This window comes from Aquaspirillum sp. LM1 (genome assembly GCF_002002905.1).
GTDB lineage: Bacteria > Pseudomonadota > Gammaproteobacteria > Burkholderiales > Aquaspirillaceae > Rivihabitans.
Genome location: NZ_CP019509.1, coordinates 3082962 through 3098221 on the forward strand (window position 1 = coordinate 3082962; position 15260 = coordinate 3098221).

Consider the following 15260-nt stretch of genomic DNA (forward strand, 5'->3'; position numbering starts at 1 on the left):
CTGTATTTGCTGAGCCAAACGCATGTGCAGGTTCTTTCTGGCTGCCGCTGCCGCTACAATCATGGATATTTCTTGCGCGCCCGCCTGTGGCGCGCGCGTTTGTCCTCGTTTTTGTCTGGAGCGCCTGCATGCCCCTGTCTGCCGCCCACCGCGCCGCCCTCAAGCAGCTTTACACCGCCTTGGCCGACCGGGTGTTGACCCCGGATGACCCGGTGTATATCGCCGAGTTGAACCGCCATGGCGACGCCGACCCGGTGGCCGACATCGCCACCGAAATCGACTGGCAAGCCGGCGGGGGCGTGTGTTTGTTCACCGGCCAGCGCGGCACCGGCAAAAGCACCGAATTGCAACGGCTCAAGCGCGAGCTGGAGGATCTGGGCGCGCAGGTGTTTTATGTCGATCTGTCGGAATACCTGCTGCTCAGCAAAGAAGTTGAAATCAGTGATTTTCTGGTGTCGATGGCAGGTGCGCTGTCTGAGCAAGTGCAAAAGAAATTTATCGATACCCCTGGTGAATTGGGCTATTGGGAGCGCTTTACCCTGTTTTTGCAAAGCCGGGTGACGGTTGATGAAATCAAATTCAAACTGCCAGGCGCCGAAATCAAAGCGGCGCTGAAAAGCGACCCGGATTTCAAACGCCATATGCAGGAAACCATGCGCGGCCATGTTGCCCAACTGGTGCAGGACACGCATGCGTTTTTCTTGCAGACGGTGAATTTCATCCGTGCGCGCATGGGCCGGCCAGACGATGGCAAGGTGGTGTTGCTGGTGGATTCGGTCGAGCGGGTGCGCGGCGTGGGCGATGAGGCCATGAAGGTGTACGAAAGCGTGCGCAATCTGTTTTTCAGCCACGCCGAACACCTGTGCATTCCTGGCCTGCATGTGGTGTACACCGTGCCGCCTTATTTGTCGGTTCTGGCCGCTGGCGCAGGTGGACTGATGGGTGGTGCCACCACGCGCCGGCTGGTCAGCACCCATATTTTTAAAGATCGCAGCCGTGAGCCCGACCCGGATGGCCTGGCCATTTTGCGCCAGGTGATTGCCGCCCGCGACCCGGATTGGGCGTCGTTATTTTCAGAAGCGGCGCTGGACAGCCTGGCGCTAAGTTCAGGCGGCGATTTGCGCGAGTTCTTCCGCTTGATTCGCCTATGCCTGCCCGCAGTGCGCGATGACAGCCAGTTGCCGCTTAGCGCTGCCGCCGTGCAGGCGGCGCAAAATGCCGCACGCAATGAAATGCTGCCTATCCCGGATGACCAGCTGGCCTGGTTGCAGCGTATCACGCAAACCCACGTCCCCTGCCTGAAAACCGACGCCGAACTGCCGATGCTGGCGCATTTTCTGGATAACCGCATGGTGCTGAATTATCGCAACGGCAGCGATTGGTATGATGTTCACCCGCTGCTGCGCGAGGTGGTGGATGGCTACGCGCCCGCCGCCTGACTGGTTTGACGGCGATGGCGCGCAACAACTGCTGCGCCATCTTGAATGGCAGCCAGAAGGTTTCTCGCTGCTGTTTCTGTTTGCCGATGCCCAACCGGCACAATGGCTGGCCGACTGGCTAAACGCCGAACTGCGTCCCGCTGGCTTGCCGCTGCAACAACCAGCCTGCGCGGCGCTGCTGGCGCATGATCCTGATGCGCTGGTGGAGGCATTGATGGCCGAGCTGACCACGCTGCAAGCCGCGCCCGGCGCGGTGTGGCTGCCCATGCTCGCCCACCCGCAACAGCCCGACTGGGACGCCGCCCGTCGCCGCCTGCTGGCGCGGCTGAACGAGCGGCGCTTTTTGCTGGAGCGCGACCTGCCGCGCCCGCTGCTGCTGGTGCTGCCCGCCAATTTTCGCCCCATTACCCGCGAAATCGCCCCGGACATCTGGCATATCCGGGTGTTGAGTCAGCAATGGCATGCCCCGGCGCTGACGGCGGCACAGGATTGGTGTTGGGAGAGGCTGCCGGCAGGGTTTCCGATTTCTCTGGATCGCCAGCCATGGATGGGGCGTGCCGAGGATGCTGAGGCGTTATTGCAGGAGTGGCGGCGGAGTCAGCAAAACGAGAATAAGGCCGTCATGTTGGCGACTGGTTGGCAGGCATGTGAAGCATTGACCACAATGGGACGACTACTGGACGCAAAAGAGATAATAAATCCAACTCTCCTGTATATGCAGAATCACATGCAAGATAATATTTTTGCAGAAAATGCTAAAGATGACCGGTTAAATTTTTTCCTGGCATTCATAAACTGGAGCGCTCAGGCTGAAGATGAATTTTGGAAGAACACCACTATTGCAGTGCTGAAAATGTTCGTCATAAGTATAGGGAATAGTTTTAGGATGAGGGGTAAAGCTAAACACGATGCTCCGCTTTCTTTGATTTCTATGCTTATATTATTATCTGATGCTGGAAAAAATTTATATTTATTGGGGGCGGCAGATGAAGCTTCTCGTGCATACAGGTTAGCCCATGAATTAGGTGATGTTAATTTTCATTTGCCTTACAGCTTCCTTAATCCCACCGTGCTGTCCAATATTATATATGGTCGAGCAAGGAGCTCCTCTTTAGCTGGCGACCACACTAAGGCCCGGCTCATTTATCAAAATGTACTAGAATATTGCGAACGCGCCATTACTATCGCTCCTTCCTTCGCTTTTTCTCTGCAGCGAGACCTCGCCCTGATTCAGCTTGGCCTGGCCGACGCGCACATGGGCTTGCAGGACTGGCCCGCCGCCGAGCAGGCGCTGGCCAAGAGCGTGGCCATTTTCCGTCAACTGGCTGCTGCGCCGCGCGCGCCGCGTCATGCGCGTGAAGATTTGGCGATTGCGCTGGCGCGGCAAGCCTTGCTGCCGCCGGGCGATCTGGCACCCTTGCAGGAGGCGGAAGATCTTTTACTGCAACTGAGCGCCGAGTTTGTCGAAGTGCCAGCTTACCCGCGTGAATTGAACGCAGTGCGCGAGCTGCAAAGCTTGGTGGCAGTGTCTTCTTGCTACGCTGACTGAGATTTTGCTACGTATATGCGCCACAGGCCGGCAGGGAATCCTCCCTGCCGGCCTGTGGCCGTTATTGCCTAGTCGTCAGTCACGTTGAAACACCGGCGCACATGCGAGCAAGCTTACGTCGGCGTCTCTATGTCATGGCTGCTCCCTTTGCGCTCCACCCCGTCATTCCCGCGCAGGCGGGAATCCAGGGGCATCTACAGCGTACAGCAGATGCGAGTTCTCACCACCACCACGCCACGCTCAACGCCCACGGCGCACGATGTGGCGAGGCCTGGGTTCCCGCCTACGCGGGAACGACAAGTTAGGTGAGGCTCATGCCGAAAGAGGTCGAGTCACCAATCACCTTACTCGCCGTCGTACGCCACATCCGCCCGGCGGTTTTGCGCGTTGTCAGCGTCGCTGGTGCCGGTGGCTTTCGGTTTTTCCTTGCCGTAGCTGACCGCTTCCAGCTGACCTTCCGGCACGCCGAGCACGCGCATCATGTTTTTCACGCTTTCAGCGCGGCGCTGGCCCAGTGCCAGGTTGTATTCGCGGCTGCCCAGCACGTCGGTATTGCCCTGAATCTGCGCCTTGCGTTGCGGGTTTTTCTTCAGAAAGGTGGAGTGAGCTTCCACCAGCGGCTTGTATTCGCCCTTGACCGTGGCGCTGTCGAAGTCAAAGTACACGCTGCGCTTGGACAGGATATTGCGCGGATCTTTCAGCGCGCTGTTGCTGTAAGCCCCGCTGCCATCGGCCCCAGTGGCACCATTGGCCCCGTTTGCGCCATTTACGCCCACGCCGTTACGCACATAGCCTGCTGCGCTGGGGTCGTTTTCGCCGTTGGCACCGTTCAGGCCGTTGGCCCCATTTGCGCCATTGGCACCGTTACCCGCTGTGTTGGTGGGGCTGGTGCTGGAGCAGGCGGCCAGGGTGGCGGCCAGCAGCAGGCTCAATACAAGCTGGGATGCTTTCATCGTTTACGTTCTCCATGTCTTGGGGGATAGGTCAGCGGGGGTAAGGCCCCCAGGCGGGTTCCTGCACGTCGCCACCGAGGGTGGCCAGCCGGGTTTTGGTCAGCCCGTCACGGGTGACGGTGTACAGCACACCGCGCCCACCCTGTTCCGACGCATACAAAATCATCTTGCCATTGGGGGCAAAGCTGGGCGATTCGTCGTGGGCGGTGTCGGTGACCGCATTGGCCTGGCCGGTGGCGAAGTCGTGCACCATCACCCGATAGCGCCCGCCTTCGCGGCGGATAAAGGTAAAAGACTTGCCATCCGGAGCAAAGTTCGGCGAAACATTGTAATTGCCTTCAAATGTCACCCGGCTGGCGCTGCCGCCACTGGCGGGCATGCTGTATACCTGCGGGCTGCCGGCACGGTCGGAGGTGAACAGGATGCGGCTGCCGTCGGGGGCATAATCCGGTTCGGTGTCGATGCCCTGGCTCTGGCTCAGTCGCACGGCTTCTCCACCGCCCACCGGCACGGCGTAAATCTGCGAGTTGCCGTCGCGGGTCAGCACCACGGCCAGCCGGCTGCCGTCGGCGCTCCAGGCCGGGGCCGAGTTGCTGCCCTTGAACGCGGCCACGGCCTGGCGGGCACCGTTGGCCAGCGAGTGCACGTAGACCACCGGCTTTTTGCTTTCAAACGACACATACGCCAGCCGGCTGCCATCCGGGCTCCAGCTGGGCGAGATGATGGGTTCTGCTGAGCGCAGCAGGGTTTGTGCGCCGGCCCCATCGGCGTCGGCCACTTGCAGCTGGTAGTTGCGCCCGGCTTTCAGCACATAGGCAATCTGGGTGGAAAACACTCCGCGCTCGCCGGTAATCGCCTGATAGATCATGTCGGCAATCTGGTGGGCGGCAGCGCGGCTGTCGCTTACGGGTACGGTCAGCGTGCCGCCGGTCAGGCGCTTGCGCTGGGCGGCGTCCATCAGATTGAATTCCACCGACAATTGCCCACCGGCCACGCTGACCCGACCAACTGCCAGGCTCATCGCGCCCGCGCCTTGCCAGGCGGGGTAGTCAATTTCGCCCGGTGTGCTGGGCGCTTGTGCCACTGCGCCGGGTTCGAGCACCTTGAATGCGCCAGAGCGGCTCAGGTCGCTGCGAATGATTGGGGTGATGCCGCCGTTGACGCTGGCTTCGGCGGCAAAGGCGGGCAGCGCCAGCACATGGCGGTTGGCTCCGCCGCCAACAATTTCAATGGTCATGTCGGCTCGGGCTGGCAGGCAGGCCAGCATCAGCACCAGGCTGCTGAATACAGCGTGCGACAGGCGATGCAGCATAACGCGTCCTTTTTTGAAGTAATGGCAATGATGAGGTGGGCACATCCGTCGGGGAGGCGCGGCGTGCGTCAGAAAATCCATTTGAGTCTGTTTTTCCGGGGGTTTTTCCTGGGTCAGCGTGGGCGGAATTCCAGTTTTAGCCGGCGGAAGTCGGCAAATTGCACGCCAGCGGGCAGCGGCGGGAAGGTTTTGGCTGCCCACACCGCGCGTTGCACCGCTTCATCGTAAGCTGGATTGCCTGAGGATTGCAGCAGTTTTACCTCACGCACTTCCAGGCTGGGCAACAGGGTGACTTCCACCACGGCTTTCGGGTTGCCGCTCATGCCGTCTGGCACTTGCACATGCGGGCGCACCCGTGCCACCACCAGGCCGATATAGTCGCCGTTGGCGTTTTTGGCCCCGCTGGCGGCACCGCCCGGCGCGCCATCGTGGCTGCCGGCCTGGGTGGTTTTGGCCGTGGGCTTGTGCGTGGCGTTGCTGCTGTTCAGGTCGGCCAGCAAGTCGTCGGCAAACGGGTTGTTGGCCTTGGCGTTGGTCTTGCCATTGGCGGCGCTGCCTTCTCCCTTGGCGGCTTTCGGGTCACCCTTGCCATCGCCCTTGGCGTCGGGCTTGGCTTTGGCGTCGCCCTTGCCGTCGCCTGCCTTGCTGTCGGTTTTGGCCGCGTCGGGTTTTTTCACCTCGGGCTTGGTGTCGGCTTTGACTTCGGGCTTGCTGTCGGTTTTCTTGGGCTCAGGCTTGGCCTCGGGCTTTTTCGGCTCGGGTTTGGGTTCTGGCTTGGGTTCGGGCTTAGGCTCTGGCTTTTTCGGTTCCGGTTTGGGTTCGGGTTTTTTGGGCTCAGGCTTGGGTTCCGGTTTCTTGGGCTCGGGTTTTGGCTCTGGCTTGGGCTCGGGCTTCTTCGGCTCGGGTTTCGGCTCAGGTTTTTTCGGTTCCGGCTTGGGCTCGGGCTTTTTCGGTTCGGGTTTCGGCTCAGGTTTTTTCGGCTCGGGCTTGGGTTCGGGCTTTTTGGGTTCCGGTTTTTTATCAGCCTGCTTGTCTTCGCGTTTTTCTTCGCGCTTTTTCTCTTCGCGGGCTTTCAGCGCGATATCCGGACGCACGGGCGGCAGCGGCTCGGCTTCGGGGGCGGCGCGTACCGGGGCTGCGGGGCGTGCCGCTGGGGTGGGCGGGCTCACTGGGGCGGGGGGCGGTGGCGCGGGCGGTTCGGGTTCAGCTGGCTCGGCTTCGGCGGGCGGCGTCGGGGTGGCAGCGGGGGCCGGGCGGTCAGGCGTGCCGCCACCGGCCATCGGCGGCGGAGCCGACCACAGCTCAACTCCCACCGGGGCTTGCACGCGCACTGGCTCCGGGCTGACCGACAGCGACAACACCAGCACCAGAAGGGCGTGCAGCAGCAGGGAAATCCCCAGGCCTAGCCGGGTGCGCGGAGGGTGCGACGGGGCCACGGCTTACGACTCCGTCTTCACCAGCAGCCCAATGCGGGCATAGCCGCGCTGTTGCAGCTCGCGCATGACTTCCATCACTTTTTCGTAGGCGACGGTTTTATCCCCGGAAATCACCACCGGTCGTTGCCGGTCGCCGCCGGTCAGGCTGTCGAGCTGGGCGCTGAGCGCCGGCAGGCTGTCCACCGGGTGGGCGCTGCCCTTGTCGCTGACGCTGTAGCGGCCTTGGTCGTCAATCAGCACCTGCACCGGTTCGGTTTCAATCTGGGCGGCCTTGCCCACGCTGGGCAGGTTGATCACACCGGGGGAAAACATCGGGGTGGTCACCATGAAGATCACCAGCAGCACCAGCATCACGTCGATGTAAGGCACCACATTCATCTGACTCATGGAGCGGCGGGGGCGGCGGTTAAGCATGGGGTGTCAACAGGCAGGGCAAAGAGGCAGTCATGATACACCGGCAACGGCTAAAGCCGTGCGACGCTGGCGGACAGAAAAAGTTCGCCGCCTGATACGGGAAACCAGGGCGCGCGGGCGGGGCAATGGGTCAGCAGAAAACGGCAGCAGACCCCGGCCAGGCGCGCTGCCGCATTGGGCAAGGCTGGCGTCAGGCGGGGCGGGCCTGGCTCAGTCCGGCTGGTAAACGTAGGGCTTTTGCGTCACTTTGGCGTCCAGAAAGCGCTGCTGTTCGGCCCAGTCCACTTTCTTGTCCCACCAGGTCAGGCGCAGGCGTTGCTGGTCTTCGGCAACGCTTGGGTTGTCCTGCAAAAACTGGTTCATGAAATCGGTGTAGTCAGATTGATACATGGCGGGCGGCTCCCTGGGTGGCGAATGCCGGCATTGTAGCGGAAAAGCCTGCCGGGCTGGGTCAATGGCGGGAAAACAGGTCGCGCAGCTTGCACAGTGTGGTGGTGATGTCAAAGCGCGGGTCGGTCAGCGCTTCGCCGGCCAGAATCTGGGTCAGCGCGGTGGCCGGGTCTTCTTCGCCGGTCAGCAGCACATCGGCACCGCGTTCGCGCATATGGCGGATGAAGCCATCGCCGGCGCTGCCGGCCACCACCAGATCCACCCCATCCAGCGGATGCGGGGCGTCGTCCTTGAAATAATGCATCACCTGCTCCGGGGCCAGCTTGATCAGCGTGGGGGCGGGCAGCAGCTGCTCGGGGCGATGGTTGCCCAGCATATACAGCAGCCAGTGGCGGGCCTTGCCGGCATGGCCGGTCACCCGGGTGTAGTTGTCAGTGGCGATGGCAATTTTCATGGTGACTCACGGCAAAGGATCGGACTCAGACTGCGGTTAAAATAAAAAAACAGCGGATCCACGCGGCACGGTACCGCCCGGCCCGCCGGGCGGGTGCGCTCAGCCAGCGGTCAGCGCCCGGATGCTGACGGCCACGTCTTTGGGGGCCGCACTGTACGGCGCGCTGCTGACCAGGATATCGGCACCGGCCTGGGCGTAGGCAGCGGCGTTGGCCTGGGTGACCCCCCCGGCAGCGGCAATCAGCGGGCGCGGGCTGCGCTGGCGTGCCACGGCCACCACCTCGGCCAGTTGTGCCGGGGTGCATTTTTCCAGCTGGATCACCTCGGCCCCGGCATCAATCCATACCAGCGCTTCGGCCACGCTGCTGACTTCCACCACCACCTTGCGTTCACCCCAGCCTTGCTGCAGGCGGCTGACCACCTCGGCTGGGCTGTGCTCCGCCAGAAATGTCCGGTGTTCGGCAAACAACAGTAAGGTTTCCGACAGTCCCAGCCGGTGTGGCGTGGCCCCGCCGGCCAGAATGGCCTTGATGGCGGCGGCTTTGGCCCCGGGAAACGACTTGCGGGTGCAGGCCACGCTGGCGTGCGGATCCCCCTGACGGGCGGCGGCCACCAGCGCGGCAGTGGCGCTGGCAATGCCGGACAGGTACTCCATCAGGGTTTGCGCCGGCTTCCACACTGCATGCAGGGCGTCCGCCGCGCCTTGCACCGACAGGATCGGGCTGCCGGCGCTCAGCACGCTGCCGCTGGGCTGCGCGGGCAGCACAATCTGCAAACCACGCAGCTCGGCCATCCGCTGGGCCTCCTCGCTGCCGCATAGCACCATGTCGTAACGGGCGGTACAGTGCATCACCCCCTGATGCTGGCTCAGCCCGAGGGCAAAGCTGGTGGCGTCACCGTATGGGGTGTCTTCCAGCAATAATTGTTCCAGCAGGCTGTCTGGCAGGCGATAGGGGCTCATGGCAGGTCATAGCCATACGACTGGATGATGGCCTTGGCCTTGGCCCCCTTCAGGTAGGTCAGCAGCGCTTGCGGGGCCGGCTTGTTCTGGCCCTTGTTCAGCAGCACGGCATCCTGGCGGATCGGGCTGTACAGGCTGGCCGGCACACGCCAGACCGAACCGGAAGTCAGCTTGCCGTCGGCGTACACTTGCGACAGGGCGACAAAGCCCAGCTGGGCGTTGCCGGTGGCAGCAAACTGGTAGGCCTGGGTGATGTTTTCGCCCAGCACCAGCTTGGGCTGCAGCGCGGGCAGCAGCTTGAGCTTGCCCAGGGTTTCCATGGCGGCCTGGCCGTAAGGCGCGGTTTTCGGGTTGGCCATCGACAGGTGGGTAAAGTCGCCCTTGCTCAACACCTCGCCCTTGTCATCCACATAACCCGGCTTGGCCGACCACAGCACCAGCTTGCCAATGGCGTAGGTGAAGCGGCTGCCGGCGACGGCGGCCTGTTCTTTTTCCAGCTTGGCCGGGGTTTCGTCATCGGCGGACAACAGCACTTCAAATGGCGCGCCATTGTTGATCTGGGCGTAAAACTTGCCGGTAGCACCAAAGGCCAGCATGGCCTTGTGGCCGGTGTCTTTTTCAAATTCGGCAGCGATTTTTTGCATCGGCGCGGTGAAATTGGCGGCCACTGCCACCGCCACTTCGTCTGCCTGCGCCAGCGTTGGCAGCGCCAGCACCACGGCCAGTGCGGCCAGCATCGGGGTTTTTTGCAGCATGGTTGAGCTCCTTGAAAAAAATGATCAGGCAAGCCGGGCCGGCAGTTGGCCGTGTGGGCTTACTGGTACAGGCAGATAATCACCGCCGAGGCCTTGAACACCGCACAGGCCTGGCCGCCCACCACCAGCCCGAGGCGGTCGATGCTGTCGTGGGTGACCACGGCGCACAGGGTTTTGCCGCTGGGCATCACCAGGGTGACTTCGGCATTCACCGGCCCATCGACAATCCGGCTGACTTCGCCCCACAAATGGTTGCGGGCCGTGGTCTTGATCTTGCTGTCGGTCAGCAGCAGGATGGAAGACGACTTCACCAGCGCGTATAGCTCCTGGCCCATGTGTACGCCCAGGGTTTCTGCCGATTCGCGGGTGATCACCGCCACCAGTTCGTTGTCGGCGTCCAGACGCAGGCGCACTTCAAAGTCCACATCGCCTTCACGCAGCGCGCACACGCTGCCGGCAAACTGGTTGCGCGCGCTGCTGCGCATCGACATGCGGCGCAGCAGCTGGCGAAACTGCTGGAAGTCGCCGTGCTCGCTGCTGTGCATGCTGGCCGACAGCCGGTCGAGTGCGGCCTGGTATTCGCTTTCCAGCGCCCGGTACAGGGCAATCACTTTTTGTCCGTAGGGGGTCAGCGAGGTGCCGCCGCCGTGGCGTCCGCCAGTGACGCGGGTGACCAGCGGGTGCTCGGCCAGGTTGTTCATGGTGTCAATCGCGTCCCAGGCTGCCTTGTACGACAGCGGCACGGCCTTGGCGGCTTGCGAGATGGAGCCGTGCTGGGCAATCGCTTCCAGCAAGCGAATGCGGGTGTCGCCCAGAAAGGCCCCCAGTTCGGTGTCCACTTCCAGCTTGCCGCGCAAGCGTGGTAAAGAGGCGTTCATATCGCGCTCCGTTTCATGCAAAAAATGACCGGTTGGCCAGAAAAAATCCGTCTCAGGCCGATCAGCGTTATGGTTGTTCTGGCATAGCGTATGCTTATGCGATCAATTCAAGACTGGCCGGCACAGGCTGAGTGTCAGGTTGGTAGAATATACCGCTTAGCTGGCCATTTATATTTTTACCCATGCAAAAAGGAAGCCATCATGCAAGTCAGCGCCCGAAATGTATTTACTGGCACGCTTACCGCTGTCGTCAACGGCGCGGTGAATGCCGAAGTTGAACTCACCACTGCCGGCGGCGACAAGCTGGTGGCCGTGGTGACTGAAGGCAGCGTCAAATCGCTGGACCTGGCGGTGGGCACGCCGGTGGTGGCCTACGTCAAGGCACCGCTGGTGATGCTGCTGGTTGGGGTGGACGGCATGCGCTTCTCTGCACGCAACCAGCTGTCCGGCACGGTGTCGGCGCTGACCAGGGGCGCGGTCAACACCGAGGTGGCAATTACCCTGCCGGGGGGCGCTGTGGTGTACGCCGTGGTCACCAACGAAGCCGTGTTGGAACTGGGCCTGGCCGTGGGGGCCACCGCCACCGCCTTGATCAAGGCCAGCCATGTGGTACTGGGCGTGCCGGCCTGAGCGCGACCGCCATCAGCGCGGCATGTCCGGGCTGATCAGGTAAAACCCCCGTGGCAGCACCGTGCTGCCGGTGCCAATCAGGCGGAACACCAGCCAGCGCTCATCACGCAGTCGCCACGCCGCCAGCACTTCCGAATACGCCACTTCTGCCGGGTTTTCCGGGTGGCGCTGTGCGGGCAGCGCATAGTGGTGGGCGGTGTAGCAGGGCTGCTCGTCGGCGTCGTAGCCAATCCAGCGCTGGGCATCCAGCTGGTATTCTTCAAATTCGTCCACCCATAGCGGCGCTTCCACCCGCTCGGCCCAGGCATCCGGCAGGTAGCCGCGCCAGTTGTGCGCCGGTATTGCTTCACGGCTGATGCGCCGACTTTGCGGCCCTTCGCGTCCCTCCAGCCTCATGGTGCTGCTCCTTGTGCTGACTGCCTGCCCAATTCTGGTGCGTGGGTGATTGCCGTACCCACTCTAAAAAATATGTTTTATGCATTGTTGTTGCATGGCCAGCCTGTGCAAGCCGGCAAGCGGTAATATCACACCGGCCCGGTGGATGCGTGCTGTGTGATGAATGGCTGAGCAGACAGCGTGCCAGAAGGTTTTTGCTTATAAATCAACAGATATTACCCTTTGCTTCCAGTGTGGCTGTTCGATATATAACAAAATATACAACGATTGTCCGACATCTGCCATGTGGGCGTGCTGTGCATCAGTATGGGGGAGGAGAACAGCAGCACGCCCCCAGGCCGGCAGGCAGCCAGGGGGCGTGAATCAGGCGCTGGGCAGAGCGGGTGCGCTGAGGGGGTTAGCCCTGCAGGCGTGCCCGGTGACGGGCAATCTGCGCACGCACCTGCGCCGGTGCGGTGCCGCCGATATGGTTGCGCTGGGCCAGCGAGCCTTCCGGGGTGAGCACGGCGTACACGTCATCGTCGATCAGTGCGCTGAACTGGCGCAGCACGTCCAGCGACAGCTCGGCGATGTCCACGCCTTGCAGCTCGGCGTGGCGCACGGCGCGGGCCACCACTTCGTGGCTGTCGCGGAAGGGCACGCCCTTCTTCACCAGATAGTCGGCCAGGTCGGTGGCGGTGGCAAAGCCTTGCAGCACGGCGGCGCGCATGGCTTCGGGCTTGACGGTGATGCCGCGCATCATGTCGGCGTAAATGCGCAGCGTGTCGATCAGGGTGTCCACCGTGTCGAACAGCGGTTCTTTGTCTTCCTGATTGTCCTTGTTGTAGGCCAGTGGCTGCGATTTCATCAGCATCAGCAGCGCCATCAGGTGGCCGGTGACGCGGCCACTCTTGCCGCGCACCAGCTCGGGTACGTCGGGATTTTTCTTTTGCGGCATGATCGAGCTGCCGGTGCAGAAGCGGTCGGCGATATCAATAAAGCCCACGCGCGGGCTCATCCACAGAATCAGCTCTTCCGACAGGCGCGACAGGTGGGTCATCACCAGCGAGGCCGCAGCGGTAAATTCGATGGCAAAGTCGCGGTCGGACACCGCATCCAGCGAGTTGTGGCACACGTCTTCAAAGCCCAGCAACTGGGCGGTGTAAAAGCGGTCGATCGGAAACGTTGTCCCGGCCAGCGCGGCGGCACCCAGCGGCAGACGGTTGACGCGCTTGCGGCAATCCACCATGCGCTCGCCGTCGCGGCCCAGCATTTCCACATAGGCCAGCATATGGTGGCCAAAGGTGACCGGCTGCGCCACCTGCAAATGGGTGAAGCCCGGCATCACCGTGTCGGCGTGCTGTTCGGCCAGGTCGAGCAGGCTGGTTTGCAGCGCGGCAATCAGGGTAACGATATGGTCGATGGCGTCGCGCAGATACAGGCGGATATCGGTGGCCACCTGGTCGTTGCGGCTGCGGCCCGTGTGCAGGCGCTTGCCGGCGTCGCCGATTTTGTCGGTCAGGCGCTTTTCCACGTTCATGTGTACGTCTTCCAGGTCCACGCTCCATTCAAAGCGGCCTGCCTGGATGTCGTGCAGAATCTCGGCCATGCCGGCTTCGATGGCGTGCAGATCCGCCTCGGACAGCACGCCGGCACGGGTAAGCATGGCGGCGTGGGCCAGCGAGCCCTGGATGTCGAATGCGGCCATGCGCTTATCGAAGTCAACCGAGGCGGTGTATTTTTTGACCAGTTCGGAAACCGGTTCGGAGAATCGGCCAGACCAGGCGTGCGCGTCTTGCATGGTAAAGGTGTCCTGAAGGTGTGTGGGTCGGCCTGTCTGTGCTCAGACGGGCAGTGGGGTTGCACGAAAAACTGGATTATATCGCCTGTCGGGGGCAGGTTTTGCCCTGAGAACGCGTTCAAAGCCTGCGAGACTCGGGTGATCCTGCGTTGAAATGACCCCAAAATGCGCATTGACCGCGTGTCAACGGCGCTTTTTGGGGTCATTTCGCCTTGGCTGACCCGTCGTTCGCTAGATTTTGAACACGTGCTGAGTGGCCAGGCCGGGGCGTCGCATGCTTAACGCTGCTTCATCCGTTTGATCACTTCTGCCACATTGCGCGCCGGGCTGCGGTCCGGGCACAGATAGTCTTCTTCCACCGTGCGCAACACCGCCTGGCCTTGTTCCAGCCGACGCCACTGCGCCAGGCGGGATGGTGACCAGGTTTGGGTGTCGCTGCGGCCAATGGCGTAGCGTTTGTGCTCGCGGGTTTCGCAGCGCAGGCCGTCAAAGGTGAGGGTTTCGGCACCATCCGGGCTTTGCACGCGCAGGGCAAAGCGCACCACGCCGTCTTCGCCAATGCTCAGGCTTTGCGTATCAATGGCATGCTGGTTACGGGTGGTGGGTCCCACCTCAAATGATTGCCAGTGCGCGCCATCCGGGTAGGCTGGCAAGGGGATGGGTTTTTCTTCCCAGGGTTTGTCGGCTTCCCAGACATAGTTCTGGTTAAAGCGTTCGTTATGGTATTCGGCCTGCGCCAGCGGGCTCAGGCAGGCCGCGCCCAGGGCGGCCAGCAGGGTAAGGCGGATCACGGGGTTGGAATCCTTTGTCGAATCGGCGCTCAGCGGGGCTGAACAGTAAAAGTGAGCCGGCGGGCACCTTGTGGCCGGCCAGCATGAAAACTGCGCTCCACCAGCGTGCCGCGCCCCCGGCTGGTCAGCGTCAGCAGGGTAGAAGCGCGGGTGCCGTAGTCATCGCCAGCAATGAAAACCGGCGACAGGAATTTTTCCAGCGCCAGGCCCACACCGGTATTGGGCAGCGCCTCGACTGGTGCCGGGGTGCGGTCGGCCAGCCAGTCAAACAGCACCTCTTCGCCAGGCAGGGTGGTGGTGGCCGACAGCCAGCCACGCAGCCGCTCGCTTTTGGGCCAGGGCGCATCGGGCAGGCCGTTGCACAGAATGTGCACACCGGGGCGCAGCCGCGTGAGCAGCGCGCGCGGGCTATGAAAACAGTACAGATCGCCCATGCTGCCAAACAGCAGATTAAAGGGCGCGTAGTCACCGCGCTGGCGGGTAAGCTCGGCGGCAAACTCGGCAGCAGACAGGGGGCTGGTCAGCCAGGCGGGCACCAAAGCGCCACGCGAGAGACGCCCGCTGGCCCGGCTGCCGGTACGCACATTGGTGACTGCCGCCACCCGGCCATTTTCGCTGACCGCCAGCCAGCTGCCGCCCGCCTGCGTGTCGCGGCCACCCAGCAGCTGTGGCACGTCGTCCCAACGGGCAATCGGCTGCGCGGGCCGGGCGTAGTATTCATCGCGATTGGCCAGCACCAGCAGCGGCACTCCGGCAATCTGTTGGTAGGCAATTCCAATCAGGCACATGGCAGGCAGCGTGGGCTAAAATAAGGTTCCTGCATTCTACCTGACCCTGCGCGCCATGACCGCTGACAAAGACATCGACCTCTCCGGGCTGAACTGCCCCCTGCCCATTCTGCGCGCCAAAAAGGCCCTGGCCGAGCTGGCCAGCGGCCAGGTATTGCGGGTGACCGCCACCGACCCTGGCGCGCCGGGGGATTTTGCCGCCTTTTGCCGGCAAACCGGCAATGTGCTGGAAGACAGCCAGACCACGGCGGACGGCAAATTTGTGATGGTGCTGCGCCGCAAATAATCTGCCCGCAAAAGTGTTATAATATAACGTTTTTACCTTGCACGAGCCC

The 15260-nt window shown here is 62.3% G+C and carries 17 protein-coding genes; 4 read left to right on the plus strand and 13 right to left on the minus strand.

The window, feature by feature from the left end:
• Nucleotides 1-128: 128 nt before the first annotated feature.
• The gene (locus BXU06_RS13355) at nucleotides 129-1439 is read left to right on the plus strand and encodes an ATP-binding protein (RefSeq protein ID WP_077300588.1); all 1311 of its coding nucleotides are present in this window, start codon (nucleotides 129-131) and stop codon (nucleotides 1437-1439) included.
• Nucleotides 1384-2988 carry a hypothetical protein gene (locus BXU06_RS13360; RefSeq protein ID WP_150125209.1) on the plus strand — a complete coding sequence of 535 codons (1605 nt, stop codon included), beginning with the start codon at nucleotides 1384-1386 and terminating at the stop codon, nucleotides 2986-2988. The genes BXU06_RS13355 and BXU06_RS13360 overlap by 56 nt, the downstream gene beginning before the upstream one ends.
• Before the next feature lie 344 nt (nucleotides 2989-3332).
• Here BXU06_RS13360 and BXU06_RS13365 read toward each other — a convergent pair whose 3' ends face one another.
• From BXU06_RS13365 to BXU06_RS13410, 9 genes are all read right to left on the minus strand, one after another.
• Nucleotides 3333-3941: an OmpA family protein gene (locus BXU06_RS13365; protein ID WP_077300594.1), complete on the minus strand. Its 609-nt coding sequence runs from the start codon at nucleotides 3939-3941 to the stop codon at nucleotides 3333-3335.
• Between the two features lie 31 nt (nucleotides 3942-3972).
• Entirely contained in the window at nucleotides 3973-5253 is a 1281-nt protein-coding gene (tolB, locus tag BXU06_RS13370) for a Tol-Pal system beta propeller repeat protein TolB (RefSeq protein WP_150125210.1), read from the minus strand.
• A 113-nt stretch (nucleotides 5254-5366) separates the two neighbouring features.
• Complete coding sequence (locus tag BXU06_RS18510) at nucleotides 5367-6689, minus strand: energy transducer TonB (protein ID WP_150125211.1); 1323 nt, start codon at nucleotides 6687-6689, stop codon at nucleotides 5367-5369.
• 3 nt (nucleotides 6690-6692) lie between these two features.
• A complete protein-coding gene (locus tag BXU06_RS13385; protein ID WP_077300603.1) occupies nucleotides 6693-7103 on the minus strand; it encodes an ExbD/TolR family protein in 411 nt (136 codons plus the stop codon).
• Between the two features lie 210 nt (nucleotides 7104-7313).
• On the minus strand, nucleotides 7314-7493 hold the full coding sequence (locus tag BXU06_RS13390) for a DUF3460 family protein (protein WP_077300606.1): 180 nt from the start codon (nucleotides 7491-7493) through the stop codon (nucleotides 7314-7316).
• 61 nt (nucleotides 7494-7554) lie between these two features.
• Complete coding sequence (locus BXU06_RS13395; RefSeq protein WP_077300609.1) at nucleotides 7555-7947, minus strand: hypothetical protein; 393 nt, start codon at nucleotides 7945-7947, stop codon at nucleotides 7555-7557.
• Between the two features lie 99 nt (nucleotides 7948-8046).
• A complete protein-coding gene (gene modD / locus BXU06_RS13400) occupies nucleotides 8047-8907 on the minus strand; it encodes a ModD protein (RefSeq protein WP_077300611.1) in 861 nt (286 codons plus the stop codon).
• The gene (gene modA / locus BXU06_RS13405; protein WP_077300614.1) at nucleotides 8904-9662 is read right to left on the minus strand and encodes a molybdate ABC transporter substrate-binding protein; all 759 of its coding nucleotides are present in this window, start codon (nucleotides 9660-9662) and stop codon (nucleotides 8904-8906) included. Before modA ends, modD begins: the two co-directional genes overlap by 4 nt.
• A 59-nt stretch (nucleotides 9663-9721) precedes the next feature.
• Nucleotides 9722-10540 carry a TOBE domain-containing protein gene (locus BXU06_RS13410; protein ID WP_077300617.1) on the minus strand — a complete coding sequence of 273 codons (819 nt, stop codon included), beginning with the start codon at nucleotides 10538-10540 and terminating at the stop codon, nucleotides 9722-9724.
• A gap of 201 nt (nucleotides 10541-10741) precedes the next feature.
• Here BXU06_RS13410 and BXU06_RS13415 point away from each other — a divergent pair, with 201 nt between their 5' ends.
• Entirely contained in the window at nucleotides 10742-11170 is a 429-nt protein-coding gene (locus tag BXU06_RS13415) for a molybdopterin-binding protein (protein ID WP_077300620.1), read from the plus strand.
• Between the two features lie 12 nt (nucleotides 11171-11182).
• Here the strand turns inward: BXU06_RS13415 and BXU06_RS13420 are convergent, their stop codons facing one another.
• The 4 genes from BXU06_RS13420 to BXU06_RS13435 all read right to left on the minus strand — a co-directional run bounded on the left by BXU06_RS13420 (nucleotide 11183) and on the right by BXU06_RS13435 (nucleotide 14925).
• Entirely contained in the window at nucleotides 11183-11566 is a 384-nt protein-coding gene (locus BXU06_RS13420) for a hypothetical protein (protein WP_077300623.1), read from the minus strand.
• A gap of 397 nt (nucleotides 11567-11963) precedes the next feature.
• Nucleotides 11964-13346, minus strand: coding sequence for an argininosuccinate lyase (argH, locus tag BXU06_RS13425; protein WP_077300626.1), 1383 nt, complete (start codon nucleotides 13344-13346; stop codon nucleotides 11964-11966).
• A gap of 278 nt (nucleotides 13347-13624) precedes the next feature.
• Entirely contained in the window at nucleotides 13625-14137 is a 513-nt protein-coding gene (locus BXU06_RS13430; RefSeq protein WP_171982221.1) for a CNP1-like family protein, read from the minus strand.
• A 29-nt stretch (nucleotides 14138-14166) separates the two neighbouring features.
• Nucleotides 14167-14925, minus strand: a complete 759-nt coding sequence (locus BXU06_RS13435) for an NRDE family protein (protein WP_077300632.1) — start codon at nucleotides 14923-14925, stop codon at nucleotides 14167-14169.
• Nucleotides 14926-14980: 55 nt separating this feature from the next.
• Between BXU06_RS13435 and BXU06_RS13440 the strand changes: the two genes are divergently transcribed.
• Nucleotides 14981-15211 carry a sulfurtransferase TusA family protein gene (locus tag BXU06_RS13440; RefSeq protein WP_077300635.1) on the plus strand — a complete coding sequence of 77 codons (231 nt, stop codon included), beginning with the start codon at nucleotides 14981-14983 and terminating at the stop codon, nucleotides 15209-15211.
• Nucleotides 15212-15260 lie beyond the last annotated feature (49 nt).

Excerpts from the sequence above, each read along its gene's own strand:
- BXU06_RS13355 (WP_077300588.1), top strand. The coding sequence starts at position 129 with ATGCCCCTGTCTGCCGCCCACCGCGCCGCCCTCAAGCAGCTTTACACC.
- BXU06_RS13360 (WP_150125209.1), top strand. The coding sequence starts at position 1,384 with ATGATGTTCACCCGCTGCTGCGCGAGGTGGTGGATGGCTACGCGCCCG.
- BXU06_RS13365 (WP_077300594.1), bottom strand. The coding sequence starts at position 3,941 with ATGAAAGCATCCCAGCTTGTATTGAGCCTGCTGCTGGCCGCCACCCTG.
- tolB (WP_150125210.1), bottom strand. The coding sequence starts at position 5,253 with ATGCTGCATCGCCTGTCGCACGCTGTATTCAGCAGCCTGGTGCTGATG.
- BXU06_RS13385 (WP_077300603.1), bottom strand. The coding sequence starts at position 7,103 with ATGCTTAACCGCCGCCCCCGCCGCTCCATGAGTCAGATGAATGTGGTG.
- BXU06_RS13390 (WP_077300606.1), bottom strand. The coding sequence starts at position 7,493 with ATGTATCAATCTGACTACACCGATTTCATGAACCAGTTTTTGCAGGAC.
- BXU06_RS13395 (WP_077300609.1), bottom strand. The coding sequence starts at position 7,947 with ATGAAAATTGCCATCGCCACTGACAACTACACCCGGGTGACCGGCCAT.
- modD (WP_077300611.1), bottom strand. The coding sequence starts at position 8,907 with ATGAGCCCCTATCGCCTGCCAGACAGCCTGCTGGAACAATTATTGCTG.
- modA (WP_077300614.1), bottom strand. The coding sequence starts at position 9,662 with ATGCTGCAAAAAACCCCGATGCTGGCCGCACTGGCCGTGGTGCTGGCG.
- BXU06_RS13410 (WP_077300617.1), bottom strand. The coding sequence starts at position 10,540 with ATGAACGCCTCTTTACCACGCTTGCGCGGCAAGCTGGAAGTGGACACC.
- BXU06_RS13415 (WP_077300620.1), top strand. The coding sequence starts at position 10,742 with ATGCAAGTCAGCGCCCGAAATGTATTTACTGGCACGCTTACCGCTGTC.
- BXU06_RS13420 (WP_077300623.1), bottom strand. The coding sequence starts at position 11,566 with ATGAGGCTGGAGGGACGCGAAGGGCCGCAAAGTCGGCGCATCAGCCGT.
- argH (WP_077300626.1), bottom strand. The coding sequence starts at position 13,346 with ATGCAAGACGCGCACGCCTGGTCTGGCCGATTCTCCGAACCGGTTTCC.
- BXU06_RS13435 (WP_077300632.1), bottom strand. The coding sequence starts at position 14,925 with ATGTGCCTGATTGGAATTGCCTACCAACAGATTGCCGGAGTGCCGCTG.
- BXU06_RS13440 (WP_077300635.1), top strand. The coding sequence starts at position 14,981 with ATGACCGCTGACAAAGACATCGACCTCTCCGGGCTGAACTGCCCCCTG.